Raw genomic sequence first — 24,680 nt, forward strand, 5'->3', positions numbered from 1 at the left:
TGCGGATGCGCATTGCCAGACTGCGCGCGGCGTGATATGCTGAAAGAAAAAACGATGGAGGAAATGGGGATGAGACGGCTTGCACGGGCGCTTCGCGAACACCGGTGGATTGTGGCGGACGCCGCCTTGCTTTTGGGGGCGGCGCTGCTACTGTTTGTGCTATATCAGACCGGGATCTGGGAGCCCAACCGGCCTGCGTCCAGCAGCTATACCGTGCAAGGGGTGGATGTGTCGGCTCACCAGGGCACGGTGGATTTCGCCCGCCTGTCCGCTCAGCGGATACGGTTTGCGTTTGTCAAGGCGACGGAGGGCGCGGGGTTTCGGGACAGCCGGTTTGCGCAGAATTGGGACAACGCCCGCAAAGCCGAGTTGAAAACGGGCGCGTACCACTTTTTTCATTTTGATGTGGACGCGGCTGCGCAGGCGGTCAATTTCATCCGCACAGTGCCCGTGGAGGCCGACGCGCTGCCGCCGGTGGTCGATCTGGAATTTTACGGCCGCTATAAACAAAACCATCCTGCCCGCGCGCAGGTGCGCCGGATGCTGGACACGCTGCTGCCCGCGCTGGAAGCACGGTACGGCAAACCGCCCATCCTCTACTGCACCGGTGATACCTGCGGCGCCTATCTGAAAGGGGCGTATGCGCGCAATCCCGTCTGGATACGCAGCGTGGGCTTGCCGCCGGCCAAGCCTGCGAATTGGACGTTCTGGCAGTATTCCGACAAGGGAAAGCTGGACGGTTACAGCGGCAGCGAGCCGTTCATCGACCTCGACGTCTTCTGCGGGTCGGAGCGGGAACTGGAAGCGTTCGCCGCCGGTCAGGCCAGATAAGGTAGGAGCGCCCGCCATGCTTTCCATTTGGCCGCGTAGCCGCCGCGCGCGTTGGCCGGGCTGGTGGACGGCAGGCCGAAGTAAGGGAGCGCCACCTGCGGCGCGTGGTATTTTTTATAGAAACGCAGGGCCGCGCCGCCGTTGAGAAACACCGCGCGCAAGGCGGGGCAGCGTGCGGCCAGCCCTGCAATGTCGCTGGGGCGCTCGTCGCGGATGGCGCTGTCGAGTGCGCCGTCGCGGGCGCAGCTTTCCAGTGTGTCCCACAGCGCGATGCGGCGGCGCAACAGAAATGCGCGCTTTTCTGTGGGGGACACGCCCGGATCGTCGCCCGTCAGTTCCGCGAGGATGCGCCAGAACGCATTCTGCGGGTGTCCATAAAAAAAGCCCGCGCGCAGCGACGCAGGCGATGCCATGGTGCCCAGAATGAGCACGCGGCTCTCGGGAGAGCAGACGGGTGCAAACGAGGAAATGCGCGGTTCAGACATCGTTGCGCACGAGGTCCTCGAACGATTCCCGTCGGATGATGACGCGTGGCTGGCGGTCGCGGATCATTACCGTGGCCGGCCTGGGGATGCGGTTGTAATTCGAGGCCATGGAATAGTTGTACGCCCCGGTGGCGAAGACGGCGAGAATGTCCCCGGCCTGCACCGGCTGGATGGCGGTGTGTTCCTGGATGAGGTCGCCGCTTTCACAGCATTTGCCCGCAATGGTCACGGTTTCGGTGGGCTTTTCGGCGGCCTTGCCCGCCACCACTGCGGCATATTCCGCCTGGTAGAGGGCATAGCGCGGGTTGTCGCCCATGCCGCCGTCCACCGACACATAGGTGCGCACGCCGGGGATATCCTTGACTGCGCCGACCGTGTAGAGCGTGATGCCGGCGGACGCCACGATGGAGCGTCCGGGCTCCAGCATAATGAACGGCGTTTCCATATCACGCGCTTCACAGGTTTTCTTCACGGTTTCCGATACCGCCTGCATGTAGCGGTCATACGGCACGGGGTTCTGCCCGGGTACATACTGGATGCCGAAGCCGCCGCCGAGGTTGAGCTCGGTGAGGTCGGCACCGTGGCGGTCGCGCATGTCGGCCATGAAATTGACCATCACTTCGGCGGCCAGCTCGAACGGCGCGATGTCGAAAATCTGTGAGCCGATGTGGCAGTGCATGCCCGTGAGCGAAACGCCGGGCAGGGCGACGGCCTGCCGCACGGCTTCCTCAGCCTCGCCGGTTTCCAGCGCCAGGCCGAATTTGGAATCGATCTGCCCGGTGCGGATAAAGTTGTGGGTGTGCGCGTCGATGCCGGGCTTGATGCGGAACAGCACAGAAGGCTTTTTGTTCCGCGCGAGCGCCAGCGTGTTCAGCAGGGCAAGCTCGGTGAGATTGTCCACCACAAAGCGGCCCACGCCGCAATCCAGTGCGTAGTTGATTTCGCCGGGTGTTTTGTTGTTGCCGTGAAAGCAGATGCGGTCGGCCGGGAACCCCACGCTCATGGCGGTGTAGAGTTCACCACCGGAAACCACGTCCAGCCCCATGCCCGCGTTTTCCATGATGCGGCAGATCTCTTTGCAGCAGAACGCCTTGCTGGCATAATACACGCGCCCGCGGCTGTTGTAATACGTGCCGATAGACTCGACGTATTTCCGGCAGTTTTGGGTGATGGTGGCTTCATCCATCACATAAAGCGGCGTACCGAACTGCTCCGCCAGCTCCAGCGTGTCACACCCGCCGATGGTTAGGTGCCCGCGCAGGTTCACGTTCAAACAATCTGAAACAAACATATTGCAACTCTCCAGCCTGATAGATTTGTGGGTCTGCGCGGCCGCGCAGGAGGGAGGGATGTTTATTGGTCACTCTTTTCCGGGCAGAGCGGCTGCGATGGCGGCCGTGAGCGCGTCCACGCCGAGGCCGGTGCGGGCGGAAAACGGGATGATGCGAGCGTCTTCCACGCCGGTTTCGGGCGGGAACGCGGCCAGCCGGGCGGCCTGCTCGGTCACGTTGAGTTTATCCATCTTGGTCATGGTCACCACGAAGGGGATGCTTTGTTCACGGAAATACCGCAGCATGTCGGCGTCGTCGGCGGTGAGGGAGCGGCGGCTGTCCACCAGCTGCACGGCCAGCACGGCCGGCCGGCCGACGAGGTAGCTTTCCACCAGCGACGACCATTTGATTTTCTCCGCGCGGGCGGCCTTCGCGTAGCCGTAGCCCGGCAGGTCCACCAGCCGGAAATCACCGGGCCGGTCGCACCGGTAGAAATTGACCGAAACGGTCTTGCCCGGCACCGAGCTGACGCGCGCGAGGTTTTTCTGGTTGGCCAGCTTGTTGAGCATGGAGGACTTGCCCACGTTCGAGCGCCCGGAAAAGACGATCTCGGGCACGGTGCAGGGCGGCAGATCCTGTGCGCGGTAGGCCGAAAGCTCGAACCGCGTGTGCACGAGCAGAATTTTCTCCATACTCATTGCTCCACCACCGGTGCAGAGGTGTGGGCCACGGGCGGCACGGGCAGGGGCGGCGCGGTTTGCGCGGCGGCCTCGGCGCGTGCTGTCCCGGCCTGCGGCGGGAAGAGGATGGCGTTTTGCAGCACCGTGTCCATATGGTCGGCGGGGATGAAGCGCACATGCTCTTTCACAACTTTATCGACCTCGGCCAGATCGGGCTGGTTGTCTTGGGGGATGATGACGGCACGAACGCCGGCACGGTAGGCCGCCATTGATTTTTCCCGCAGGCCGCCGATGGGCAGCACCCGTCCGCGCAGGGTGATCTCGCCGGTCATGGCGATGTCGCGGCGTACCGGCAGACCCAGCAGCGCCGAAGTGAGCGCGGTCGCCATGGTCACGCCCGCCGAAGGGCCGTCTTTGGGGATGGCGCCTTCCGGCACATGGATATGCAGGTCCTTGGTTTTGTAGAAATCGTGCGCGATGCCAAGCGCATCGGCTTTGCTGCGGATGTAACTGATGGCCGCCATGGCGGACTCCTTCATCACATCCCCCAGCGAGCCGGTCAGTTCCACCTTGCCGCTGCCGTCGAGCACGGCGACCTCCACCGGCATGGTCTCGCCGCCCACCGACGTCCACGCCAGACCGGTGACCACACCCACCTCGTCTTTGGAGGGGATGCTCTCCGGACGGAAACGGTGCGGGCCGAGCAGGCTTTCCAACTGTTCGGGGCCGACCGAAACGGTTTTCTGTTCCCCGGCGGCGATGACGCGGGCGGCTTTGCGGCAGAGAGCCGCGATCTGCCGCTCCAGCCGGCGCACGCCCGCTTCGCGTGTGTAGAAATCAATGAGATCGTAAAGCACGGCATCGCTTACTTTCAGGGTACGGCGGGTCAGCCCGTGTGTGTGCAACTGTCGGGTGAGCAGATGCCGTTTGGCGATCTGAAATTTTTCTTCGCGGGTGTAGCTGGGCAGCTCGATGAGTTCCATGCGGTCGAGCAGCGGCGCGGGGATGGTGTCGATGTTGTTGGCGGTGGTGATGAACAGTACGTCGCTCAGGTCGAACGGCAGCTCGATGTAATGGTCGCGGAACGCATGGTTCTGTTCGGCGTCGAGTACTTCGAGCAGCGCGGCGGACGGATCGCCCTGATAGCTTTCGCACATCTTATCGATCTCGTCGAGCAACAGCACGGGGTTGCGGGTGCCGGCCTGCGTGAGCGCCGTGAGGACACGGCCGGGCATGGCGCCGATATAGGTCTTGCGGTGGCCGCGGATGTCGGCCTCGTCGCGGATGCCGCCGAGCGATACGCGCGCGAACCGCCGTCCCAGCGATTTGGCAACGGCGCGGGCGATGGTCGTCTTGCCTACGCCGGGCGGCCCTTCCAGGCAAAGAATCTGCCCTTTCTGCTCCGGCGCCAGCTTGCGCACGGCAAGGCTCTCCAGGATGCGGTCCTTCACCTTTTTCATGCCGTAGTGTCCGGCGTCCAGCACCTTCTGTGCCTGCGCAAGATCAATCTTATCCTTGCTCTCTTTGTTCCACGGCAGAGTGAGACATGCGTCCAGCCAACTGCGCACCACGGTGGCTTCGTGGCTGCCCTGTGGCATCCGCGCCAGGCGGTCGGCCTCTTTATGCAGCTTTTTGGCACTTTCCTCGGGGAGCGCCAGTTTATCGACGGCCTGATGATAGCGGGCGGATTCGTCTGCCTCGCTTTGATCGCCAAGTTCCTCCGCGAGCGTTTTGAGCTGCTCGCGCAGGTAATAGTCGCGCTGCCCCTTGTCGATCCTCTCCTGCACCTTCTGGGCGATCTCCTGCTCCAGCCGCAGCACTTCGATCTCATGGCGGAGCATGCGCAGTACCAGCGTCAGCCGCTTGACGGGGCTGAGTTCTTCCAGTGCGGTCTGCTTGTCTTCCTGCTGGGGCAGGATGTTCGAGGCGATGTAGTCCGCCGTTTTGCCCGGCTCTTTACCGGCCACGATCTCGGTCAGCAGCTCTTCGGGCAGCTTGGGACCAATCTCGGTGTATTCCCCGACCAGGTCCTGCGCCTGCCGAAGCAGGGCCTGGGCCGTTGCGGCCCGCGGAGCGCGGCCGGTCTCGGCGCAGGGCTCCACGGCGGCCACGAAGTACGGGTCTTCCTGCACGATCTCGCACAGGCGTGCACGGAACAGCCCCTCCACCGACACTTTGATGTTCTCGCCGGAAACATGCAGCAGCTGCCGGATGCGGGCCACCGTGCCCATGACGTGAAAATTCTCCGCCGTGGGCTCCTCGGTGCGGATATCTTTTTGTGCCACCAAGAAGAGCATCTGGTCGGCTTTCATGGATTCGTTGATGGCAAAAGCGGACTTTTTCCGGCCCACGTCGAAGTTGAGCAGTGTGCCGGGAAAGACCACCATGCCCCGCAGGGGCAGCAGCGGCAACGTCGTATTTTCGCGGGGGGCTTGAGTGTTCATCGGGTCTCCTCCAGAAACGGGGTGCATAGGTGCGCTTGGCGCGCTTGTTTTACCTATTATAAAGTAAGCGCCGCCGAATTTCAACAATATTCGTTTTCCAGTCTGCCTGCCCTTGCGTTTCGTCGGCACGGAGGGGTATAATAAGGTAAAATTCTGCGTTTTGCGCCGGGTGGGCGCGCCACTGAGAGATAAGAGAGGAAGTACGCTGTAATGTACGCGGATATGCTGGATACCATTGGATTTGTGAAACAATACGACCCCGAAGTCGGCGGCGCGATGGAGGGCGAACTGAAGCGGCAGCGCCGCAACATCGAACTGATCGCGTCGGAAAACATCGTCTCCCCCGCAGTGCTGGCCGCCATGGGCACGGTGCTCACCAATAAATATGCCGAGGGCTACCCCGGAAAACGGTATTACGGCGGCTGCGCCAATGTGGATGAGGTGGAGACCATCGCCATCGAGCGCGCAAAGAAGCTCTTTGGCGCGGAGCATGCCAATGTGCAGCCGCACAGCGGCGCGCAGGCCAACTCGGCGGTCTATTTCGGCCTGCTCAAACCGGGCGATACCGTAATGGGCATGAGCCTTGCCGAGGGCGGGCACCTGACCCACGGCTCCCCGGTGAACATCTCGGGCAGCTATTACCATTTCATCCCCTATGGCGTGGACGCCGAAACGGGCCTGATCGACTACGACGCCATGCGCAAACTGGCGATTGAAAACAAGCCGAAGATGATCGTGGCGGGCGCGAGCGCCTATCCGCGCGTCATTGACTTCAAGCGCATCGGCGAGATTGCAAAGGAAGCCGGCGCGCTGCTCATGGTGGATATGGCGCACATCGCCGGGCTGGTGGCCGCCGGGCTGCATCCGTCGCCGGTGCCGTATGCCGACATCGTGACCACCACCACCCACAAGACGTTGCGCGGCCCGCGCGGCGGCCTCATCCTTTGCAGAGAAGAATACGCCAAGGCCATCGACAAGGCCATTTTTCCCGGTACGCAGGGCGGCCCGCTCGAGCACATCATCGCCGCCAAAGCCGTCTGCCTGGGTGAGGCGCTGCACGACGATTTCAAAGCCTACCAGACGCAGATCGTCAAAAACGCGGCGGCGATGGCCAAGGGCCTGCTGTCCCGCGGCCATCGTCTGGTGACCGGCGGCACGGACAACCACCTGATGCTGCTGGACCTGCGCGGCACCGGCGTGACCGGCAAGGAACTGCAGCGCCGGCTGGACGACGTGTATATCACGGCCAACAAAAACGCCATCCCGAACGATCCGGAGAAGCCGTTTGTGACCAGCGGCGTGCGGCTGGGCACCCCGGCGGTGACCACCCGCGGCATGGTGGAAGCGGATATGGACAAGATCGCGGAGTTCATCTCCATCGCTGCCAGCGACCGTTTTGAGAAAGAAGTGGAAGAACTGCGCGCGGACGTGAACGCTCTCTGCGCGAAATACCCGCTTTACGAATAATGCCACCGCTTGCAGACCGACTGCGTCCGAAAACGCTGGATGAAGTGGTGGGGCAGCGCCACCTGCTCGCGCCGGACATGCTGCTTCGGCGCGTGGTGGAAACCGGGCAGATCCCCAACCTGATCTTTTACGGCCCGTCCGGCGTGGGGAAGACCACGGTGGCGTCCATCCTCGCCAAGCAGGCGGGAAAGACGCTGCACAGGCTCAACGGTACCAATATGTCCACGGCGGACATCAAAGCTATCGTGGGGGAGCTGGATACTTTCGCCGGGATGGGCGGGGTGTTGCTTTACCTTGACGAGATCCAGTATCTCAACAAAAAGCAGCAGCAGTCTTTGCTGGAGTTTATCGAGGACGGGCGCATTACGCTCATCGCGTCCACCACCGAGAACCCGTATTTCTATATTTACAACGCCATCCTCAGCCGGTGCACGGTGTTCGAGTTCAAGTCGGTGCCGTCTGCGGAAATCGCCAAAGCGGTGCGCCGCGCGTTTGCCGTGATGGAGCAGGACAAGGGCCGCACCATCCGCGTGCCGGATGAAGTGGTGGCGCAGATCAGCACTGGATGTGGCGGGGATGTGCGAAAAGCCATCAACGCCGTGGAGTTGCTGGCGCTCGCCGCCCGTGAGGCGGATGGTGAATTGACCGTAACGGCGGAAGACGCCGCGGCGGCCGCGCAGAAAAGCGCCATGAAATACGACCGCGAGGGGGATGAACATTATGACCTGCTCTCGGCGCTGCAAAAATCCATGCGCGGTTCCGACCCGGACGCGGCGGTGCATTATCTGGCGCGTCTGCTGGAGGCGGGCGACCTGCCGTCGGTCTGCCGGCGGCTGATGGTTTGTGCCTGCGAGGATGTGGGGCTGGCGTATCCGCAGATCATCCCCATCGTGAAAGCCAGCGTGGACGCGGCGTTGCAGGTGGGCCTGCCGGAAGCACGCATCCCACTGGCGGACGCGGTGGTGCTGGTGGCCACCTCGCCGAAATCCAACAGCGCCTATCTGGCGGTGGACGCCGCGCTGGCGGACATCCGCGCGGGGCGCAGCGGTTCCATCCCGCGCAACTTGCAGAACAAGCATTACGACGGTGCGGACAACGCCCGCAAGGGGCAGTTTTACAAATACCCGCATGGTTTTCCCGGCCGCTGGGTGGCGCAACAGTATCTGCCCGACGCGCTGGAAGGCCGGGAATATTACCATTTTGCCGAGAACAAAACCGAACAGGCCGCCAAGACCTACTGGGACGCGGTGAAACGGAAAAGCGAACCGTGATTAGAAAACGCCGGTACTTGTCTATAGACAAGTACCGGCGTTTTGGTAGCAGTTCGGTAGTTTTACGTGCGGGGCAAGTTAAGTAAATTATCTTTCAAAGATGAATCGGGTGTGGAACGCACATATTTTTCTCCTCGAGAACTGGTCGCCGGGACGATATTGGGGTATGGGTAAATATTCACCTGGATGTTTCCGGGGCGCCCAATAAGATAATTGTGGATATCTTCTTTTTTGTAATATCCCACTTGTTGGCAACCTGTCAAATAGATACTGTCAATTTCAGTTAATTCGTCGGAGGAGCTGCGACCTGGCTTCATGCGGATTTTTGTTGCTTGCATTTTAATTTTTCCTTTCTGTTGTATGATTTGAAAGGAAAAGGAAATGCCTGTTATGTAACCCCTCTTTTCCAGCACTTTACATAGGAAAACCATTGCTATTTTGATTTTCCTGTGATATCATAAAAATGTATAAGCATGTTATCACAGATAGCGTGTTTTCCATGGCAGAGTAGTTGTAATACTCTGCCATTTTCCTTTCCCTGTGTTTATATCATACAACAGAGCAGGTGGCCTGTCAAGACGATTGTATAAAATATAAAAACCTAAAGGATAATTGATAAGCAAAATTGAAGAATGCCAGATTGTAGAGTATAATAGAACATGTCGAGTGGAAAGCTCGTGGATTGAAATAGGTTTTTATATTTTATACATGCTGACAGGGACAGAAACAGGATGGCTTAAGCCGTCCTGTTTCTCATTTGCAGTTGTGTTCACATTTTCCTTCTTTTCTTCCGGCGCGTGATGGTGTATAATAAGGCCGTTATGCATATCTTATGGCAAATCCGTTGGAGAAGGTGGCCTATGCCCGCATATGACGACGGACTGGTGTCCATCATCACGCCGGTCTACAATAAGGAACGCTATATTGCGCAGACCATCGATTCTGTGCAGGCGCAGACATTCGGCGACTGGGAATTGCTGCTCACCGACGACTGCTCCACTGATCGTTCCGCCGCCATCATCGCGGAATACGGAGAGCGGGATGCCCGCCTGCGGTATACTTGCCTGCCGCGGAACGGCGGCGCGGCGGCGGCGCGCAACGAGGCGCTGGCGCGCGCGAAAGGGCGCTATGTGGCGTTTCTGGATGCGGACGATCTCTGGCAACCGGAAAAACTGGAAAAACAACTGGCCCTGATGCGTGACAAGGGCTATGGCTTTACATATACCGCTATCGAGATGATCGACGAAAACGGTGCGCCCCGTACCGGCAAACGCCCCGTACCCGCGCGGGTGGACTACCGTTATCTGCTTGCAAACACCGTGATCGCCTGCTCCTCGGTGGTGATCGACCGCGCCGTTATTGGCGATTTCCGTATGCCGCCGGTTCGCAAGGGGCAGGACTTTGCCACCTGGCTGTCCATTTTGCGCAAAGGGCACCGGGCTTACGGCATCGACGAGGCGCTGGTGCGCTACCGTGTGGCGCCCGGTTCCATCTCCTCAAACAAATGGGCGGCTCTGGCGCGCACATGGCGTATCTACCGGCAGCAGGAACAGTTGTCGCTTTTCTCCGCGGCATGGTATTTTGGATGGTATACGTTCCATGCCGTGAAAAAATACTGGATGTGAGGTGCCCGGGTGGAAACCTTCGATTATGTGTTTGTGGTGCTGGTCTACCGCAACCCGCACGACCTGCGCGGTTTTCTGGCGTCGCTGGCCCGGGTGGAGGGAAGCCGCAAGGTCATTGTGGTCAACAGCTTCTACGATCAGCCCACGAGGGATGAAACGGCGGCCGTCTGCGAAGAGCACGGCTGTGACTTTCTGAATGTGGAGAACCGCGGCTACGGTGCGGGAAACAACGCGGGCATCCGCTTTGCGCGCGCGCACTACCGCTTTGCCTTTCTGGTGATCAGCAACCCGGATATCGAGATACAGGCGCTGCCCGCGACGGTTTTGGAACAAAAGGGGCGGACCGTGCTGTTGGGGCCGCTGGTGCGTACCGAAAACGGCAAGCGGCAAAACCCGTATATGCCGGCCCACAGCGCGCTGCGCGAGCGGCTGATGTGCTTCTATACCCGGCACTCGCGCAGCATGGCACCGTTCTGGGCGGCGGTGGCTCTCAACAAGACGCACCGCATTCTGTTCAACGTGCTGTTCGGCCGCAGGGAGCGGCGGGTCTATGCGCTGCACGGCAGTTTTCTGCTGTTCTCGGAGCCGGCGCTGCAAAAGCTGGGCCTGCCGTTTGACGAACGCATGTTTTTGTTCCGGGAAGAAGATCATCTGGCCCGGCGCGCGCGGGGCCTGGGTATCCCGATGCGCTACACGCCGGGTATCCGCGTGCTGCACCATGAGGACGGCAGCGTGCGGTTTCTCAGCGCGCAGACCAGGCGCTATGCGCTCGATTCGCTGCGGATCTATTTCGGGCTGCAGTAGCGCCCGATTCGTCCTATCGCAGAAAAAAGGGGGATGCGCGTGGCAAACGGCGTCATCAGGCGGGGCATCGCCAATGTCAAATATGTGCTGCTCTCGCAGTTCTGCTATTATGTCGTCACATTCCTGACCGCATTTGTCCTGCCGGGCGTGCTGGGCGTGGTGCCTAACGGCTATTACCAGATCTATTTTTTCTACACGGCCAATTTTGTCGGGTTGATGCACATCGGGTTCAACGACGGTATCTATCTGAAATTCGGCGGCTATGAGTTCGACAAACTGCCGCAGGAGCTCTTCCGCACGTTCATGCGGCTGTATATCTGCATGAACGGCATCGAGATGCTGGCGCTGCTGGCGGTGGTGCTGTGGGAGCCGAATCCTAACAAACGCTTTGCATTTGTGTTCGCGGTGCTGAACATCCTGGTGGTCAACCTTTCGGCGTTGCTCAATTACATCAACCAGGCCACCGGGCGCATCCGCCTGTACAGCTTCATCGTCATCGCCCAGCAGGTGCAGCTTATTGCCGGGCTGGTTGTTTTGTTCCTGCTCCGGCATGTGGATTTCCGCACCGTAATCGTGCTGGACTTTGCCGCCAAAACCGTGGTGGTGTTCATCAATGTGGCCTGCTGCCGGGACCTGTTTTTTGGGAAACGGGCGCCATGGCGCGCCGCGTGGGGGCCGTATTGGGACAATATACGCGTGGGCGTCAAACTGATGATCGCCAACCTGATGGCCATGCTGGTGATGGGCGCGGGTAAGCTGGTGATGGAACGCCTGGGCACGGTGGCGGATTTCAGTGAGTATTCGTTTGCGAGCAATGCCATCAATATTGCGATGGCTTTCATTTCCGCGGTGGGGCTGGTGCTCTATCCGGTGCTGTGCCGGCTGGAGAGAAAAACGCTGCCGTATTATTTTCAGCGAATCAACCGGCTGCTCTGCGCATTCATCTTTAGCATGATGCTGCTGTATTATCCGCTGGTGGTGGTCATCCGCGTCTTCCTGCCGAAATACGACGCGGTGCTGTCCTATCTGCATCTGCTGTTTCCCATTGTCATCATGCAGAGCAAGATGCAGATGCTCATCAACAACTATTACGAGTCCCTGCGTGAGGAGAGAGCCATGATGTGGGCCAATCTCTCCGCCGTGGGGCTGTTTGTCGCGGTGGCGCTGCCGCTGTACCTATGGCATCCGTCGGTGCTGGTCATCGTGTGGGCGACGCTGGGCGTGTTCGTCTGGCGCTGCTATGCCTCCGAATTGTTCTTAAAGCGGAAAATGGGTATCCACAGCATGCGCAATATGTTCGAGGAATGGGGCATGGGGGGGCTGTTCATCGTGGCGAACAGCCTGCTCGGCTGGGGGCCGGGGCTTATGCTTTATGCCGCCGCCGTGGCCGCTTATCTGCTCTATTACCGCAGGGAACTGCTTCCCGCTGTGCGCACGGTGATGCAAAGTGCACTTGACCGCTGACGAGGGGATTGGGGCGGTTTGAAGTGATAAAAAGCGTGCGCCGCCCGTTTTGGGCCGCGCACGCTTTTGTCTTTTACCGCGGATATCACCGGAAAAACTGTGCGAGGAAAAACACTGCATCCACCGCGCCGACGGTACCGAACAGCACCGGCTCCAGCACGCGAAGTATGCGCGGCATCCGCCCCCGCACCAGCCATACGCCGCGCAGCGGGATCTCAAACAGACAGAAGACATACAGCAACACGCCGGGCAGGCTCATCCGCAGGGCTTCCGCGAGCTGTCCGTGCCCCATGAACGCGAACGTGCGGGTCATGCCGTCCACCGGACAGTTGTAACCGGTGAGCAGATGGAAGACGCAGACCGTGCGCAGCGGGATGGAAATCGCCCCGAGGTGCGCGGTGGTCAACCGACCGTCGGTGGTGAGGAAGAATGAAGCAAGCACCGGCAGAAAGGCCAGCAGAAAAAAAGTGAGCGAGGTTCCCCGCTCGGCGGGCAGGAGGACCGGACGGGCTCGGGAGGCGTGTGTCATTGCTGTGCCTGCTGATATTGCTCGATAATCCGGCGGTATTGTTCCATCGCCGCCGGGTCGTTGAAGACGATGATGACACGGATCAGCACAACGATGGTGATGGCGATTGCCACTGAGGAAAGGATGATGCCCGCCAGCGCCAGGCCGGACCCCCGGGCACCGGTGCGGGCGATGCGCAGTTTGGAAATGATGCCGAAGATCAGGCCGATGATGGCGGGGATGACGCCGATGAAGCAGCAGGAAGCCACCACCCCGATGATGCCGAGCACCATGGATGGCGTCGCTAGGCTGTCCTTGGGCACGTTCTGATACGGTGGGTATCCATTGTAGCCGTTTCCGAAAGGCTGTCCGCCATTTTGGGCGCTCTGATACGGCGGGTTTTGCTGCCAGTCGTTTGGTGGTTGTGTGGCGCTGAACAGATAGCCGCAGTCCGGGCAGATAATCATGTCATCCGCGCAGTCGTGGTGGCATTGGGGACAGTTTTTCATGCAATTTCCTCCAAAGCGGCATTTGAAATGCCACATGTTTATGTATTCCATCTGAAAAGATGGTCAGGCGCTGTAATCACCGCCGTCGGTATGTGAGAAGAGCGCCCCACCGGTATCGCTGTAGGTGTCTTGCCGCTGAGAGGATGCCGCGCTCCCGATGGCGATAAGAAACACAACAATCAGCAGCGTGATAAAAAGCGCAAGCCCGCCCGTGACCAGCCCGGCGATGGCCATGCCGTGCCCTACGGCCCGCCTGCGCGCGGTGCACAGTACGATCAGGCTGAAGATGACGGCCAGAATGGACGTGATGACTCCCAGACCGAACCAGAACGTGCAGATGCCGATGATGCCCAGCACCATGGAAGCGACGGCAAACCCGTCGCCCGTGGGGGCGGGGCGGCCCCATGCGGGCAGGGGCGCGCCGCATACGCCGCAGTATGTATCGGAATCGGCGCAGGCCGCGCCGCATTTTGCACACCGTTTCATGTCTTCCGTCCTCTCTTGTGGCGTCGTCTTCGTAAAAGCATGGTGTATAATCGTAGTATACAGGATTTAAAGGAAAAGATAAAGAGGCGGACTGCATGGTTTGTTTTCGGGAAAAGAATGCAGGTTTGCCCGCCGTTTTTGCATGGCGGCGGGATGTTGGATTCCGGGCTGTGCGGCGATGGTCGCTGCCCGGTTGGTCTGAACAGGAATGCAGGCTTGCCTGCCGGGGCGGAGGCAGGTATAATAGGAACGGCTGCCGCAGCATGCGGCGGAACAGGGGGAAACGACTATGCTCAAAACGCATTATGATATTGTGATCATCGGGGGCGGCATCGGCGGGCTGATGTGCGCGTGGCGTTTGGCTGAAAAATGTCCGGATGCTTCGGTGGCCATTTTTGAAAAAGGTGAGGATATCAACAACCGCCGCTGTCCGATCGTTTCGGGACAGGCCAAATCCTGCATGCGCTGTAAAAGCTGCGCCATCATGGAGGGCCTGGCTGGCGCGGGCGCATTTTCGGACGGAAAATACATCATTTCACATGAATACGGCGGCTGGCTTCCGGAGTTTCTACCGGGCCAGACCGTGGTGGATTATATCGAGCAGGCGGACCGCATCCTGGTTTCATGCGGGGCGACCACTGAACGCTTCCAGCCGGACGACGCGCTCAAAAAGCTCTGCCTGGCACACGACCTGCACATGCAGCAGGCTGTAGTCAAGCACCTGGGCACCGACGCGAATCTGGAGACCATGCGCCGTATGGTGGATCAGCTGCGCGGCAAATGCGCCATCTTCACCCATGCGGAAGTGACCGACGTGCAGGCCGACAGCCGCACGCTTGTGGTCCGCCTGCCGGATGGGGAACACACCTGCACGGCGGAGAACATCGTTTTCGCGGTGGGGCGCGCGGGCAGCGGTTTCTTCTCGGCGTGGTGCGCGCGCAACCATGTGGAACTGCACAACAATCAAGTGGACGTGGGCGTGCGGGTGGAGCTGCCCGCCATCGTCTGGGAGGACTTTTCCAAGAAAATCTATGAGCCGAAGATCTGGTACCGCAGTAAGAATTACGGCGATGTGACACGGATGTTCTGCTTCAACGAGCGCGGGCAGGTGGTCACCGAGAACACCGGAGGCATCCTCACGGTGAACGGCCACGCCTACCGCGACCCGGCCAAAAAGACGGAAAATTCCAATTTCGCGCTGTTGGCCACCATGCGCTTCACCAGCCCGTTCAGAGAACCGATCGCATACGCCAAGCATGTGGCCAGCCTGGCCAACCTCATCAGCGGGGGAAGCGTGCTGGTGCAGCGGCTGGGCGACTTGGAACAGGGCAGGCGCACCGATGAGAAACGCCTGCACGACAGCACCACCCGCCCTACGCTGCGTGCCGTGGCGGGCGATTTGAGCCTGTGTATGCCCAAGCGCCAGTTGGACGACATCATCGAGACCCTGCACGCGCTGGACGTCATCGCCCCCGGCACGGCCAATCACGATACGCTGCTCTACGGCGTGGAGTGCAAATATTACTCCGCCCGCCCGGAGACGGAGGATTTTGAACTGAAAGGCTACTCGCATATCTATGCCATCGGCGATGGCGCGGGATTCACACGCTCGCTCGCACAGGCCTCGGCCAACGGGCTGTATCTGGCGGATAAACTTGCGCGCGGGCGCATATAGATGACAGGGATGGCTGAAGGGAACGGGGGAACATCTTTGAAAAAGATCGTACTGACCGGCGGGGGCACGGCGGGGCATATCACGCCCAATCTCGCGCTGCTGCCGCTTTTGCAGACAGCCGGTTTTTCCATATCGTATATCGGGCTCAAAGACGGTATGGAGGAAGGACTCATCCGCCCTACCGGCGTGGCGTTTTACGGCATTACCGGCGGCAAACTGCGCCGTTATGCGGATCTGAAAAATTTTACCGACCTGTTTCGCATCGGCGCGGGGTTCTGGGAGTCGGTGTCGCTGCTGCGCAAGCTCAAACCGGATGTGCTGTTTAGTAAAGGCGGGTTCGTGTCCACGCCGGTGGTGTGGGCGGCGAAGCTTTGCGGCGTGCCGGTCGTCACCCACGAATCGGACAGCACGTTCGGCCTGGCCAACCGTCTGAGCGCCCCGTTCGCGCGGAAGATGTGCTATACGTTTCCCGAGAGCGGCGCACATCTGCCCGAAGACAAGGGCGTGTTCACCGGTCTGCCTATCCGTGAGCAACTGCTGCACGGCAATCGGGAAAAGGGCCTGCGGCTCTGCGAATTTTCGGCAGACAAACCGGTGCTGGTGGTTACGGGCGGCAGCCAGGGCGCGGCTTTCATCAACCGCATGGTGCGCCGCTGCCTGCCCAAGTTGCTGGAGACCTTCCAGGTTTGTCACCTCTGCGGCAAAGGCAATGTGGATGAAAAGCTGGAGGGCATGCCGGGGTACCGCCAGTTTGCCTATGTGACCGACGATCTGCCGGATGTGTTCGCCATGGCGGACATGGTGGTTACACGCGGGGGCTCCACCAGCCTGTTTGAATTGCTGGCCCTGCAAAAGCCCATGCTCATCATTCCGTATTCGCGCAAGGCCAGCCGTGGCGACCAGATCATCAACGGGCGCTCGTTCCAGAAGCAGGGTTTCGGCGAGGTACTGATGGAAGCGGACGAAAACGGTATGGACATGATGCCGGCCGCATTTTTGCGCGCGGTGCGGCAGGTGTATGAGAACCGAGAGCGCTATATCGAAAACATGCAAAAAAGCCCGGCGCGCGGCGGCGCGCAGAACGTCTTCGCCGTTCTCTGTGAGGTGGCGGGGCTTTCGTCGTAAACTCGGAAATGGTCTGCTGCAGCCTGCCCGCGCGTCCGCGCGGACAGGCTGTTTTTACGTTGCCCCGGTGTTCGGGAACGCAAGACGGTACTGCTCAATGACCTCGGGCCGGGCGGATAGAAACCGCACGAAATGCTCCAGGCAGAGCGTGGACTCGACGCCGAACATATGCTCGGTTTTTTCGGTTTCCTCCAGCACCAGCGCCTCGGGCACGGCGATCATCCGCATGAACCGCTCGATGGCCCGGTGACGCTGCATCAGCCATGCGCCCGCTTGCTTCCCCTTTTCTTCCAGTGTGAGAAAACCGTATTTCTGGTAGCGCACGTAGCCTTTTTGCGCGAGGCGTTGTACCATCTTGGTGGCCGAGGATTGCCGGATGTGCAGCGCCTGCGAAAGCTCGTGGATGCGGGTGAAACCGTTGGGACCGGAGAGCCGCCAGATCATTTCAAGATAGTCCTCCATCGACGCGGAAAGGGCGCCGTCCTCTGTTTTCAAATATTCGTGAAACGTATAAAACCGGTCGTTTTGCATCTGCCCGCCTCCCTTAACGATTTTGATACAGTGTATTCGACCGGGGAAACATTCATTCCCCGGTGTAACAAAATGGGAGCTGTCCCCGTATAGTGGTACTGCCCCTGTTCTGCTCCGGCAGGGCGGGAGGATACCACACGGGAGGGGACATCTCATGCAGAGCAAAGACAGTCCAATCGAGCTTACGTTCAGGCATGCGGGCAAGGAAAAACCCGGGTGCCGTGCAGTCCGGCGCTCGGGCGGAAGATTGGGCCAGATGCTGAAATTTATCGGTCCGGCGTTTATCGTCAGCGTGGCATACATAGATCCGGGCAATTTCGCAACGAATATCGAGGGCGGTTCCGTTTACAATTATACGCTGATCTGGGTTATCCTGTGGAGCAATGTGCTGGCCATTTTTTTGCAGACGATGTCTGCTAAACTTGGTATCGCCACCGGGCACAACCTGCCGGAAATGTGCGCAAAGGCATACTCCAAGCGGGTGAACCGGGTGTTTTGGGTGCTGGCGGAGGTCGGCGCGATGGCGACCGACCTGGCCGAGTTCCTCGGCGGCACGCTGGGGCTGAATATCCTGTTTAGAATGCCCATGTTTTATGCGGGCCTGCTCACCGGCCTGCTGACGTTTTTCATCTGCTGCCTGGAGCGGTATGGGCAGAAGCTGGTGGAAATAGTTATCGCCGGATTCGTGGCGGTCGTCGGCGCCGCATATCTGCTGGAGCTTTTTCTGGCAAGGCCGGACTGGGCGCAGGTGGGGTGGCATACGGTCGTCCCCTCTCTGCCGGACGGCCATGCGCTGATCCTTGCGGCTGGTATGCTGGGCGCGACGGTGATGCCGCATGTGATCTATCTGCATTCGCAGCTGGTGCGGCACCGGTGCGGGAACGGGTCGGCGGAGGAGAAACGGCATCATTTCAAAATGGAGAAAATCGACATCGCCATTGCCATGAACATCGCGTTCTGCGTGAACGCCGCGATGGTGGCCGTTTCGGCCGCGGTGTTTTTCCGGCACGGCATGGTGGTGGATACCATGCAGCAGGCACAGCAGTCGCTCACCCCGCTTTTGGGTCCGTTGTCCGGCGGGGCGTTCGGCATCGCGCTGCTGGCATCGGGGCTGTCGTCGTCCGCCGTAGGCACCATGGCCGGGCAGACCGTTATGCAGGGGTTCGTCAATCTCAGCATTCCGGTCAACCTCCGCCGGCTCATCACCATGCTGCCGGCGCTGGTCATCATCGCCGCCGGGGTGAACCCGATGCAGGCGCTGGTATGGAGCCAGGTCGCGCTCAGCTTCATTCTGCCGCTGCCGGTCTTGCAGATGCTGTCCATCGCGGGGAAGCGCAAATGGATGGGCGAGATGGTCAACCGTCCGTGGGAGCAGGCGCTGGGCATTGCCGCCGCGGCTGTTATCATCGCCATGAACGCCCTGCTGCTTGTGCTGACGTTTACCGGGCAGGCATGATGTCAACCGTACGGATGGTTGAGCTTGTCCGCCCGGCGCTTGATACGCCCGCTATACAAAACGATGAACACGACCAGCGCGGCGACGGGAATGCAGTCCAGCCAGATCCATGTGATCTGCCGGGCGGATATGCAGATGGTGATGATGAAAAACGTGACCGCCACGCAGGTTCTGCACAGGACGAGGATGGTCTTGGTGGCAGAATAAACATAGGCGCGGCTGCGCTCGGTGACCTCGACGGATGTGTTCCAATTCTGTGGAAACCGTTGCAGCCATAGAAGGGACGCATACATCCCAACGGTGACGAAGGGCACGATGAACAGTTCGTTTTTGCTGCCGTAGCGGTTGATATGCCCGGCGGCGTCGAAATGCGCGGGGATGCGTGCGGGCAGCCTGCTCCACAGGCTCAACACATAGACAAACTGCGCGATGAGAAGCAGAATATTGACAATTTCCAGAACGGTCTGAAGCCGGGTGTATTTGGTTTTCACAGATGTCACATCCTTTGGTGGAAAGCAGGTGTCAACAATCCTTCGCTTTTTTCCGTGTTATGAAAAAAACGGAAAGGGTGGTGATGAGAGCGGGATAGGAGAGAAGTTGAACAAGAACGGCGGCGTCGTCCGGGAGGAACAGCATCAGCCCCAGGGCGAGTTGTGCTGCTCCGCAAATCATCCCGGTCCAACCGGCAAACCGCCGCGCCGTTTTTTTCGCTGCAAACGGCGGCAGATGTACGACATCTGCTTCACTCCGTAACGGCGGGGCCATTCGCTTGCCGATCACAAGGAGCAAGATACCCGAAAGTGAAAAAACGATGCGCAGGATGACCAGACCAGGCAGGTGCGTGCGCATCAGCGGCATGAATTCCAGCATGAAAAAGGCGAGGAGGGAGAGCAGCACCGTTAAAAACACACCGCTGTATTTCGCCACGGTCAATGTATCCTGTGGGTCGAGGTCGCTTCGTCCATGTTTGGCGCCGGCTTTGGCGAGCCACTCCATCGCCTGCCCAAAAACAGGACCGGTAAATCCCAGCACGATGCCGATGAGCATTGTGGCACTGCTTTTGGAACTGAATGTGGTGCCACCCGCACCGTAATGTGTGGCAATCTTTTCCGGCAGGTAGGGGTAGGCCAGCATATAGCAGAGGACCGGGATGCTGGCAATGCCAAGTTCCACTGCCAACCGGTCAGAAAATTTCCGTGTTTGCTTCATGTGCGGCCTCTTTTTCATTTGTCACCAGGTATTCTAAAGCGTCCGGCGGTTTCTAAAAAACAGAATACCAGGAAGCAATGCGCTTTTCAAGGGATATGCGTGAAAAGCGGAGGGATGCTTTTTAGCGGTGCAGCAACCCTCCACGGCGCATTTCCCGGCGGGTCTCCCGTACGGCGATGCCACTCAGCGCCCACAGAGATATAAGGTTGGGAATGGCCATGAGCGCGTTGGCGATGTCTGAAAAATTCCATACGGCGTTTACGGAAATGACACCGCCGAAAAAGATCATGGCGATGTAGACGCACTGATACGGCAGGATCGCGTGCGGACCAAATAGATATTCCACTGCTTTTTCCGCGTAGTATGACCAGCCGATGCAGGTGGCGAACGCAAAGGTGAATAGCGCGACGGCCAATATGCCGGGCCCCATGACGGGGATGCTGTGGAACACGGCGTTTGTGAGCGCGCCGCCGTCCAACCCCTGTCGCCAGACGCCGGAATTAACCAGCATGATACCGGTAAGCGCCGCCAGCACAACGGTGTCCCAGAAGACGCCGGTGGAAGAAACGAGCGCCTGGCGCACGGGATTTTTGCACTGGGCGGCGGCGTCCACGATGGGGGAGGAGCCCAGGCCGGCCTCGTTGGAAAACAGCCCCCGCGAGATACCGAATCGGATGGCGTCTTTTGCGGCGGCTCCGACAAATCCGCCGACAGCCGCCTGCCCGCAGAACGCGCTTTGCAGAATGAGCGCCAGGCTTTGCGGTATGCTGTGCCACCCCATCCACAGAATGATGAGGTTGCTGAAAATATAGAGTGCGCCTGCGGCCGGGATCAGCAGGTTGCAGACTTTTGAAATGCTGCGGATACCGCCTAAAAGGATGCAGCCGGCCAGCAGGGCGGTGACCAGCCCGCTTACGACAGGGGGGACGCGGAAAGTCTGCTGAAACAGCGCGGCGATGGAGTTGGACTGCACGGAGGCGCCTACTCCCAGAGCGGCAACGGCGGTAAAAAAAGCGAACACGCAGCCGAGCGGCTTGCAGCGCAGGCCGTTCTGCATTACATACATAGGGCCTCCGGCCATGGCGTTTCCCCGCCGCATACGATATTTGACGGAGAGCAGCGCTTCGGTATATTTGGTCGCCATGCCGAAGATGCCGGATATCCACATCCAGAAAACTGCCCCCGGACCGCCAGCTGCTACCGCCGTGGCTACGCCGATGATATTGCCGGTGCCCAGCGTGGCGGCCAGTGAAGTGGTGAGGGCCGCAAACGGAGAGACATCTCCGTTTGCGCCCTTTTCTTTTGTGACGGAAAAATGGATGGCTTTTCCGATAAAGCGCTGGATGCCGCGCAGGCGGACTGTGAGAAACACATGCGTACCAAACAGGGCAAAAAGCAAAGGCTGTCCCCACAACGCCGATGCGAGAAGCCCCAAAATGTTTTCCAATACAGGCACGGCGGTTCCTCCTTTTGGATCAGTTGCCTGTGCATGTATATGTGCGCTTTGCAGGCAACATACATGGGCGAAGAAGGAGCGTAACGGGGAATCTTGCGGATGCTTCTGAAGAAAATATAAAATTTAAGTATTAAAAACATTGACTTTTTAAAATGAGCATGCTATACTATTTAGGCACTCAAAAATAGGATATCGCGGGATGGAGCAGTCTGGTAGCTCGTCGGGCTCATAACCCGAAGGTCGTCAGTTCAAATCTGGCTCCCGCAACCAAAACAAACCGCTTAGGTAAGCCATTCGTGGCTGGTCTAAGCGGTTCTCTTTTTGCTTGAACATGGGAAATGTTCAACTTTTGTTCAAGTATGGGGCTTAAAAACGCCGCCAAACAGCGGAGTGTACCGGCAATCTCTAAAGATGGGCAGAGGTGTTCATGGTCTCACGAGGTCTTTCCTTTGCTCTTATCTGTTGGTGGCAGTAAAATATCTTCCAGCGCGTCGCTGGCGGCTTCCTGCGCGCTCTTAATAGCGTGGCTGTAAATGTTGACTAGTGTGCTGGCCTGCGCATGTCCGGTGCGTGCCTGCAATGTGCGGATATCTACACCGGCCGCAATCTGTAATGTCGCGAACGTATGCCGTAGGCCGTGAGGCGTGATGTGTTCAAGCTGGTGCTGCTCCAGAAAACGATTCATCCAGTAATTGATGGTGTCCGGGTTAATCGGCTTGCCGTCTGCCTGAACAAATAGCCGTTCCTTTTCTCCGTGCCAGCTCTCCCCATACAGCAGTTTCTGCTTATTCCACCATGCACGGTAAGCGCCGAGCAGTTCAACTACAAAAGCCGGTATTTTGATGGAGCGAATGCTGCTCTCATTTTTCGTCGATTTTTCTACCACACCTTTCCCGCTCTGATACTGTGAGGCCCGCTCAATATTGATAAGATGCCGTTCAAAGTCTATGTCTGGCCATGACAGGCCGCACAGTTCCCCCCGGCGTGCACCGGAAAAGAGCAAAAGAATGAGGGCGGCTTTCACGCGAATGTCCGGCTCGTTCAGCAGTAGCGTAAGCAGCGTGTGCGCCTGTTCATCGTCCAAATATTTGGCCTCTTTGTGTGCGGCTTTGGGTGCAGTAGCATGCTCGGCGGCCACATTGAACGGAACCAGCCGTTCACGCTTGGCTTTGGCGAGAATGGCGCTGATGAGCCTGTGATGATGCAAGATCGTTTTATCGGATAATCCGGTATCGCTCATATGAATTGTAAAAACGGCGTCTACTGGCTTGCCCAGCGCCTTGCAGATGGCCGCTGCCTTTTCAGAACTGATATGTTTTCCACGGGCAGCGGAGCTGATCGTAATAGCAGCCACACCAGCTTGCATAGCTAAAGCGGCCCGCGTCAGTTTTTGCTTTTTCATGAGAGCATCCAATTTTTCCGATACAGCATAGCTGCCGCGATGGTTAACGCCCGCCTCGGCCAGATTTTTGTAGAATGCTTCCAGATGATGCGCTTGCAGCTTATCCAGCCGAATATGCCCAATGGCAGCATTGATGCGTTCTAACATTTCCGTGTACCGTTCTTTGGTCTTAAAAGCAAGCGACTCGTTTTCAATCCATTCTTTTGCATAGTCGCTGAATCGGGTGGAACCTCCGAAAGCGGTAAGGCCCTGCTTAACCTGCTCTTCAAAAAGAGTGGACTGTATGTTCAGCTCTTTTTCTTCGGCGGATGGGCGCATACCGGGTTTGGGCTTCCACGTCATGGACTTTACGATCTGGTGGCCGGTGCCGGTTTCATCCACATAAACGCGAATGAGATAGGCTGTGCTACCGTCCTTATTTTTCCGTTTCGTGATATTTGCCATGATCGGTATCCCCTTCCTCCAGATCATCTTCCAGCAAATCATCCGGGGATTCCGGTTCGCCCTCATAAAAAGCGGGCTTGCGGATGCCCAACGTTTCCATCAGCCATTGTTCCGGCATATCCATCACAATGTTGCGGATGGTCGTTTCCGCGCGGTACGCATAGAAATCGGACAATTCCTTGTTGCTGAGAATTTCATAGCCGGTCTGCCGTGCTTCCCGCACAAGTTCCTGTGAAGCACCGGTCGGCATAGACTGGTCGGCGGTTTCCCGCATCTCCCGGTCGTGCGCCTGCTTATGTTTTTGGATGCTCCCTTGAAGATCGCCCAGAAACCGCCAGAAGTTCTTATCCGCCAAGATACGGGAAATGATTTCAGACTGCGTGATACAGGTAGGTTGACTATCCTCGTCCAACTGCTCACGGCGGTAGCTTTGTAAGGCATGGATAGCGGCATCTGAAAGCCCCAGCGTATCCGCCAAGTCGAAATGCTCCCGTACACGGCTTTCTGTATCGCCGATCAGATATTCATAAGGCACCTCGAAAAAACGCGCCAGCGCCCGGAAATTGTTGATGTCCGGGATGGTTTTGCCGTCTTTCCACTGCGCCACGGCCTGCCGGGTTACGCCGACATAATCCGCCACGTCCTGCTGGGTGTGCCCGGCATTGTCCAACAGCTCCCGCAGGTGCTTTGCGAAGATGCGGTTCTCGTTTTTGCGCTCATCGGCCATCTGCTCATCTCCTTATAAGTTAATTATACTTTCTTTTAATAATAAATGCAATATAGTATTGCAAATAATTTTGCGGCGTGGTATACTGTATTTCCTGGCAATGAAAGCATACAATCCCAACTCGATGCTATTATGCCTGACGAAACCAACTGTTTGACATAGGAGGATTCGTTGGAGACTGCATTACATCCCGTCAAAATGTTGACCATCAAGGAAGCGGCTCGGCTCGTGCCCGGACTGACCCGTTACCGCATCCGCACCATGTGCATCAACGGAGAGCTGCCCTGCGTCCGGGCGGGGCGAAAGTATCTGATCTGTGAGCAGGTGCTGCTCGAATATCTTCTGCATCCGAAGCAGGAGGCAAAACAGCCGGTTGTCAATGGCATCCGTCGGGTGGATGCCCGATAGCAGAGAGGAAGGCGGCCGCACAGGCCGCTTTTCCGCATTTTGGGAAAGGAGCAGCGTTGGCAAAAGAACGCGGCGTTGGTATCTATTTCAAAGTTTCAGAAAAAGAACGAGGGCTGATTGGGAAACGCTGTGAGGAGGCCGGCATTCGAAACCTGTCCGCTTATTTGCGGAAAATGGCGCTCAACGGCTATATTATCCGGCTGGATATTACCACGTTGAAAGATCTGGTGCGCCTGATGCACGTCACAGCCAACAATGTCAATCAGATTGCCCGCCGGATCAATGAAACGCACAGCGTTTATTTCGAGGATATGCAGGACTTGCAGCAGGGCTACTCCCAAGTCTGGAGTGGCGTGCGGAACGTTCTGCGGGAACTGTCAAAACTGACTTGAGGGGGTGACA

25 protein-coding genes and 1 tRNA gene are annotated in these 24,680 nt (G+C 58.6%); 12 read left to right on the forward strand and 14 right to left on the reverse strand.

The annotated features are described in order from the left end of the window. Window positions 1–36 precede the first annotated feature (36 nt). Complete coding sequence (locus tag ETHHA_RS02295) at window positions 37–831, forward strand: GH25 family lysozyme (protein ID WP_049776524.1); 795 nt, start codon at window positions 37–39, stop codon at window positions 829–831. On the opposite strand, the gene ETHHA_RS02300 is transcribed toward ETHHA_RS02295, so the two are convergent. The 4 genes from ETHHA_RS02300 to lon form a co-directional block, all read right to left on the reverse strand. Continuing rightward, the gene (locus ETHHA_RS02300) at window positions 819–1,316 is read right to left on the reverse strand and encodes a DNA-deoxyinosine glycosylase (RefSeq protein WP_013484409.1); all 498 of its coding nucleotides are present in this window, start codon (window positions 1,314–1,316) and stop codon (window positions 819–821) included. The two genes, ETHHA_RS02295 and ETHHA_RS02300, sit on opposite strands and share 13 nt — an antisense overlap. Then, window positions 1,309–2,607: a diaminopimelate decarboxylase gene (gene lysA / locus ETHHA_RS02305; protein WP_013484410.1), complete on the reverse strand. Its 1,299-nt coding sequence runs from the start codon at window positions 2,605–2,607 to the stop codon at window positions 1,309–1,311. Before lysA ends, ETHHA_RS02300 begins: the two co-directional genes overlap by 8 nt. A gap of 69 nt (window positions 2,608–2,676) precedes the next feature. Then, window positions 2,677–3,279 carry a ribosome biogenesis GTP-binding protein YihA/YsxC gene (gene yihA, locus ETHHA_RS02310; RefSeq protein WP_013484411.1) on the reverse strand — a complete coding sequence of 201 codons (603 nt, stop codon included), beginning with the start codon at window positions 3,277–3,279 and terminating at the stop codon, window positions 2,677–2,679. A gap of 2 nt (window positions 3,280–3,281) precedes the next feature. After that, the gene (gene lon / locus ETHHA_RS02315) at window positions 3,282–5,711 is read right to left on the reverse strand and encodes an endopeptidase La (RefSeq protein WP_013484412.1); all 2,430 of its coding nucleotides are present in this window, start codon (window positions 5,709–5,711) and stop codon (window positions 3,282–3,284) included. Window positions 5,712–5,921: 210 nt separating this feature from the next. On the opposite strand from lon, the gene ETHHA_RS02320 reads away from it, so the two are divergent. Then, window positions 5,922–7,178 carry a serine hydroxymethyltransferase gene (locus ETHHA_RS02320; protein ID WP_013484413.1) on the forward strand — a complete coding sequence of 419 codons (1,257 nt, stop codon included), beginning with the start codon at window positions 5,922–5,924 and terminating at the stop codon, window positions 7,176–7,178. Continuing rightward, a complete protein-coding gene (locus ETHHA_RS02325; protein ID WP_013484414.1) occupies window positions 7,178–8,449 on the forward strand; it encodes a replication-associated recombination protein A in 1,272 nt (423 codons plus the stop codon). The genes ETHHA_RS02320 and ETHHA_RS02325 overlap by 1 nt, the downstream gene beginning before the upstream one ends. 62 nt (window positions 8,450–8,511) lie before the next feature. On the opposite strand, the gene ETHHA_RS02330 is transcribed toward ETHHA_RS02325, so the two are convergent. Continuing rightward, entirely contained in the window at window positions 8,512–8,787 is a 276-nt protein-coding gene (locus tag ETHHA_RS02330; RefSeq protein WP_013484415.1) for a DUF3892 domain-containing protein, read from the reverse strand. 522 nt (window positions 8,788–9,309) lie between these two features. On the opposite strand from ETHHA_RS02330, the gene ETHHA_RS02335 reads away from it, so the two are divergent. Genes ETHHA_RS02335 through ETHHA_RS02345 form a run of 3 tightly spaced genes read left to right on the forward strand, consistent with a single transcriptional unit; the run spans window position 9,310 to window position 12,342 of the window. Further along, the gene (locus ETHHA_RS02335; RefSeq protein ID WP_013484416.1) at window positions 9,310–10,074 is read left to right on the forward strand and encodes a glycosyltransferase family 2 protein; all 765 of its coding nucleotides are present in this window, start codon (window positions 9,310–9,312) and stop codon (window positions 10,072–10,074) included. Between the two features lie 9 nt (window positions 10,075–10,083). Next, complete coding sequence (locus ETHHA_RS02340) at window positions 10,084–10,878, forward strand: glycosyltransferase family protein (RefSeq protein ID WP_013484417.1); 795 nt, start codon at window positions 10,084–10,086, stop codon at window positions 10,876–10,878. Window positions 10,879–10,917: 39 nt separating this feature from the next. Then, complete coding sequence (locus ETHHA_RS02345) at window positions 10,918–12,342, forward strand: lipopolysaccharide biosynthesis protein (RefSeq protein WP_013484418.1); 1,425 nt, start codon at window positions 10,918–10,920, stop codon at window positions 12,340–12,342. A gap of 85 nt (window positions 12,343–12,427) precedes the next feature. On the opposite strand, the gene ETHHA_RS02350 is transcribed toward ETHHA_RS02345, so the two are convergent. The 3 genes from ETHHA_RS02350 to ETHHA_RS14275 all read right to left on the reverse strand — a co-directional run bounded on the left by ETHHA_RS02350 (window position 12,428) and on the right by ETHHA_RS14275 (window position 13,845). Continuing rightward, window positions 12,428–12,871 carry a DUF2752 domain-containing protein gene (locus tag ETHHA_RS02350; protein WP_013484419.1) on the reverse strand — a complete coding sequence of 148 codons (444 nt, stop codon included), beginning with the start codon at window positions 12,869–12,871 and terminating at the stop codon, window positions 12,428–12,430. Next, window positions 12,868–13,359, reverse strand: coding sequence for a DUF4190 domain-containing protein (locus ETHHA_RS14270; protein ID WP_013484420.1), 492 nt, complete (start codon window positions 13,357–13,359; stop codon window positions 12,868–12,870). The genes ETHHA_RS02350 and ETHHA_RS14270 overlap by 4 nt, the downstream gene beginning before the upstream one ends. A gap of 63 nt (window positions 13,360–13,422) precedes the next feature. Beyond that, window positions 13,423–13,845, reverse strand: coding sequence for a DUF4190 domain-containing protein (locus tag ETHHA_RS14275; protein WP_013484421.1), 423 nt, complete (start codon window positions 13,843–13,845; stop codon window positions 13,423–13,425). A gap of 289 nt (window positions 13,846–14,134) precedes the next feature. On the opposite strand from ETHHA_RS14275, the gene ETHHA_RS02365 reads away from it, so the two are divergent. Continuing rightward, window positions 14,135–15,520 (forward strand): NAD(P)/FAD-dependent oxidoreductase, encoded by a 1,386-nt coding sequence (locus tag ETHHA_RS02365; protein WP_013484422.1) that lies wholly within the window; start codon window positions 14,135–14,137, stop codon window positions 15,518–15,520. 36 nt (window positions 15,521–15,556) lie between these two features. Then, window positions 15,557–16,645 carry an undecaprenyldiphospho-muramoylpentapeptide beta-N-acetylglucosaminyltransferase gene (locus ETHHA_RS02370; RefSeq protein ID WP_013484423.1) on the forward strand — a complete coding sequence of 363 codons (1,089 nt, stop codon included), beginning with the start codon at window positions 15,557–15,559 and terminating at the stop codon, window positions 16,643–16,645. A gap of 54 nt (window positions 16,646–16,699) precedes the next feature. Here the strand turns inward: ETHHA_RS02370 and ETHHA_RS02375 are convergent, their stop codons facing one another. Continuing rightward, the gene (locus ETHHA_RS02375; protein WP_013484424.1) at window positions 16,700–17,176 is read right to left on the reverse strand and encodes a metal-dependent transcriptional regulator; all 477 of its coding nucleotides are present in this window, start codon (window positions 17,174–17,176) and stop codon (window positions 16,700–16,702) included. A 154-nt stretch (window positions 17,177–17,330) separates the two neighbouring features. Here ETHHA_RS02375 and ETHHA_RS02380 point away from each other — a divergent pair, with 154 nt between their 5' ends. Next, window positions 17,331–18,632, forward strand: a complete 1,302-nt coding sequence (locus ETHHA_RS02380) for an Nramp family divalent metal transporter (RefSeq protein WP_013484425.1) — start codon at window positions 17,331–17,333, stop codon at window positions 18,630–18,632. 2 nt (window positions 18,633–18,634) lie between these two features. Here the strand turns inward: ETHHA_RS02380 and ETHHA_RS02385 are convergent, their stop codons facing one another. From ETHHA_RS02385 to ETHHA_RS02395, 3 genes are all read right to left on the reverse strand, one after another. Next, complete coding sequence (locus ETHHA_RS02385; protein WP_013484426.1) at window positions 18,635–19,123, reverse strand: DUF1648 domain-containing protein; 489 nt, start codon at window positions 19,121–19,123, stop codon at window positions 18,635–18,637. A gap of 31 nt (window positions 19,124–19,154) precedes the next feature. Further along, window positions 19,155–19,841 (reverse strand): DUF1648 domain-containing protein, encoded by a 687-nt coding sequence (locus ETHHA_RS02390; protein ID WP_013484427.1) that lies wholly within the window; start codon window positions 19,839–19,841, stop codon window positions 19,155–19,157. 121 nt (window positions 19,842–19,962) lie between these two features. Beyond that, entirely contained in the window at window positions 19,963–21,297 is a 1,335-nt protein-coding gene (locus ETHHA_RS02395) for an alanine/glycine:cation symporter family protein (RefSeq protein WP_013484428.1), read from the reverse strand. 193 nt (window positions 21,298–21,490) lie between these two features. Between ETHHA_RS02395 and ETHHA_RS02400 the strand changes: the two genes are divergently transcribed. Next, window positions 21,491–21,567: transfer RNA gene (locus ETHHA_RS02400), tRNA-Met, on the forward strand. Window positions 21,568–21,730: 163 nt separating this feature from the next. Here ETHHA_RS02400 and ETHHA_RS14280 read toward each other — a convergent pair. Then, window positions 21,731–23,143, reverse strand: a complete 1,413-nt coding sequence (locus ETHHA_RS14280) for a tyrosine-type recombinase/integrase (protein WP_013484429.1) — start codon at window positions 23,141–23,143, stop codon at window positions 21,731–21,733. Further along, a complete protein-coding gene (locus ETHHA_RS14285; protein WP_013484430.1) occupies window positions 23,115–23,870 on the reverse strand; it encodes a helix-turn-helix domain-containing protein in 756 nt (251 codons plus the stop codon). The genes ETHHA_RS14280 and ETHHA_RS14285 overlap by 29 nt, the downstream gene beginning before the upstream one ends. 171 nt (window positions 23,871–24,041) lie before the next feature. Here ETHHA_RS14285 and ETHHA_RS14290 point away from each other — a divergent pair, with 171 nt between their 5' ends. Continuing rightward, entirely contained in the window at window positions 24,042–24,278 is a 237-nt protein-coding gene (locus ETHHA_RS14290) for a helix-turn-helix domain-containing protein (protein ID WP_013484431.1), read from the forward strand. Between the two features lie 56 nt (window positions 24,279–24,334). Beyond that, window positions 24,335–24,670, forward strand: a complete 336-nt coding sequence (locus ETHHA_RS02420; protein WP_013484432.1) for a plasmid mobilization protein — start codon at window positions 24,335–24,337, stop codon at window positions 24,668–24,670. Window positions 24,671–24,680: the final 10 nt, after the last annotated feature.

This window comes from Ethanoligenens harbinense YUAN-3, assembly GCF_000178115.2.
Classification (GTDB): domain Bacteria; phylum Bacillota; class Clostridia; order Oscillospirales; family Ethanoligenentaceae; genus Ethanoligenens; species Ethanoligenens harbinense.

Coding starts and splice junctions, on each gene's coding strand:
- ETHHA_RS02295 (WP_049776524.1), top strand. CDS start 37: ATGCTGAAAGAAAAAACGATGGAGGAAATGGGGATGAGACGGCTTGCA.
- ETHHA_RS02300 (WP_013484409.1), bottom strand. CDS start 1,316: ATGTCTGAACCGCGCATTTCCTCGTTTGCACCCGTCTGCTCTCCCGAG.
- lysA (WP_013484410.1), bottom strand. CDS start 2,607: ATGTTTGTTTCAGATTGTTTGAACGTGAACCTGCGCGGGCACCTAACC.
- yihA (WP_013484411.1), bottom strand. CDS start 3,279: ATGGAGAAAATTCTGCTCGTGCACACGCGGTTCGAGCTTTCGGCCTAC.
- lon (WP_013484412.1), bottom strand. CDS start 5,711: ATGAACACTCAAGCCCCCCGCGAAAATACGACGTTGCCGCTGCTGCCC.
- ETHHA_RS02320 (WP_013484413.1), top strand. CDS start 5,922: ATGTACGCGGATATGCTGGATACCATTGGATTTGTGAAACAATACGAC.
- ETHHA_RS02325 (WP_013484414.1), top strand. CDS start 7,178: ATGCCACCGCTTGCAGACCGACTGCGTCCGAAAACGCTGGATGAAGTG.
- ETHHA_RS02330 (WP_013484415.1), bottom strand. CDS start 8,787: ATGCAAGCAACAAAAATCCGCATGAAGCCAGGTCGCAGCTCCTCCGAC.
- ETHHA_RS02335 (WP_013484416.1), top strand. CDS start 9,310: ATGCCCGCATATGACGACGGACTGGTGTCCATCATCACGCCGGTCTAC.
- ETHHA_RS02350 (WP_013484419.1), bottom strand. CDS start 12,871: ATGACACACGCCTCCCGAGCCCGTCCGGTCCTCCTGCCCGCCGAGCGG.
- ETHHA_RS14270 (WP_013484420.1), bottom strand. CDS start 13,359: ATGAAAAACTGTCCCCAATGCCACCACGACTGCGCGGATGACATGATT.
- ETHHA_RS14275 (WP_013484421.1), bottom strand. CDS start 13,845: ATGAAACGGTGTGCAAAATGCGGCGCGGCCTGCGCCGATTCCGATACA.
- ETHHA_RS02365 (WP_013484422.1), top strand. CDS start 14,135: ATGCTCAAAACGCATTATGATATTGTGATCATCGGGGGCGGCATCGGC.
- ETHHA_RS02375 (WP_013484424.1), bottom strand. CDS start 17,176: ATGCAAAACGACCGGTTTTATACGTTTCACGAATATTTGAAAACAGAG.
- ETHHA_RS02380 (WP_013484425.1), top strand. CDS start 17,331: ATGCAGAGCAAAGACAGTCCAATCGAGCTTACGTTCAGGCATGCGGGC.
- ETHHA_RS02390 (WP_013484427.1), bottom strand. CDS start 19,841: ATGAAGCAAACACGGAAATTTTCTGACCGGTTGGCAGTGGAACTTGGC.
- ETHHA_RS14280 (WP_013484429.1), bottom strand. CDS start 23,143: ATGGCAAATATCACGAAACGGAAAAATAAGGACGGTAGCACAGCCTAT.
- ETHHA_RS14285 (WP_013484430.1), bottom strand. CDS start 23,870: ATGGCCGATGAGCGCAAAAACGAGAACCGCATCTTCGCAAAGCACCTG.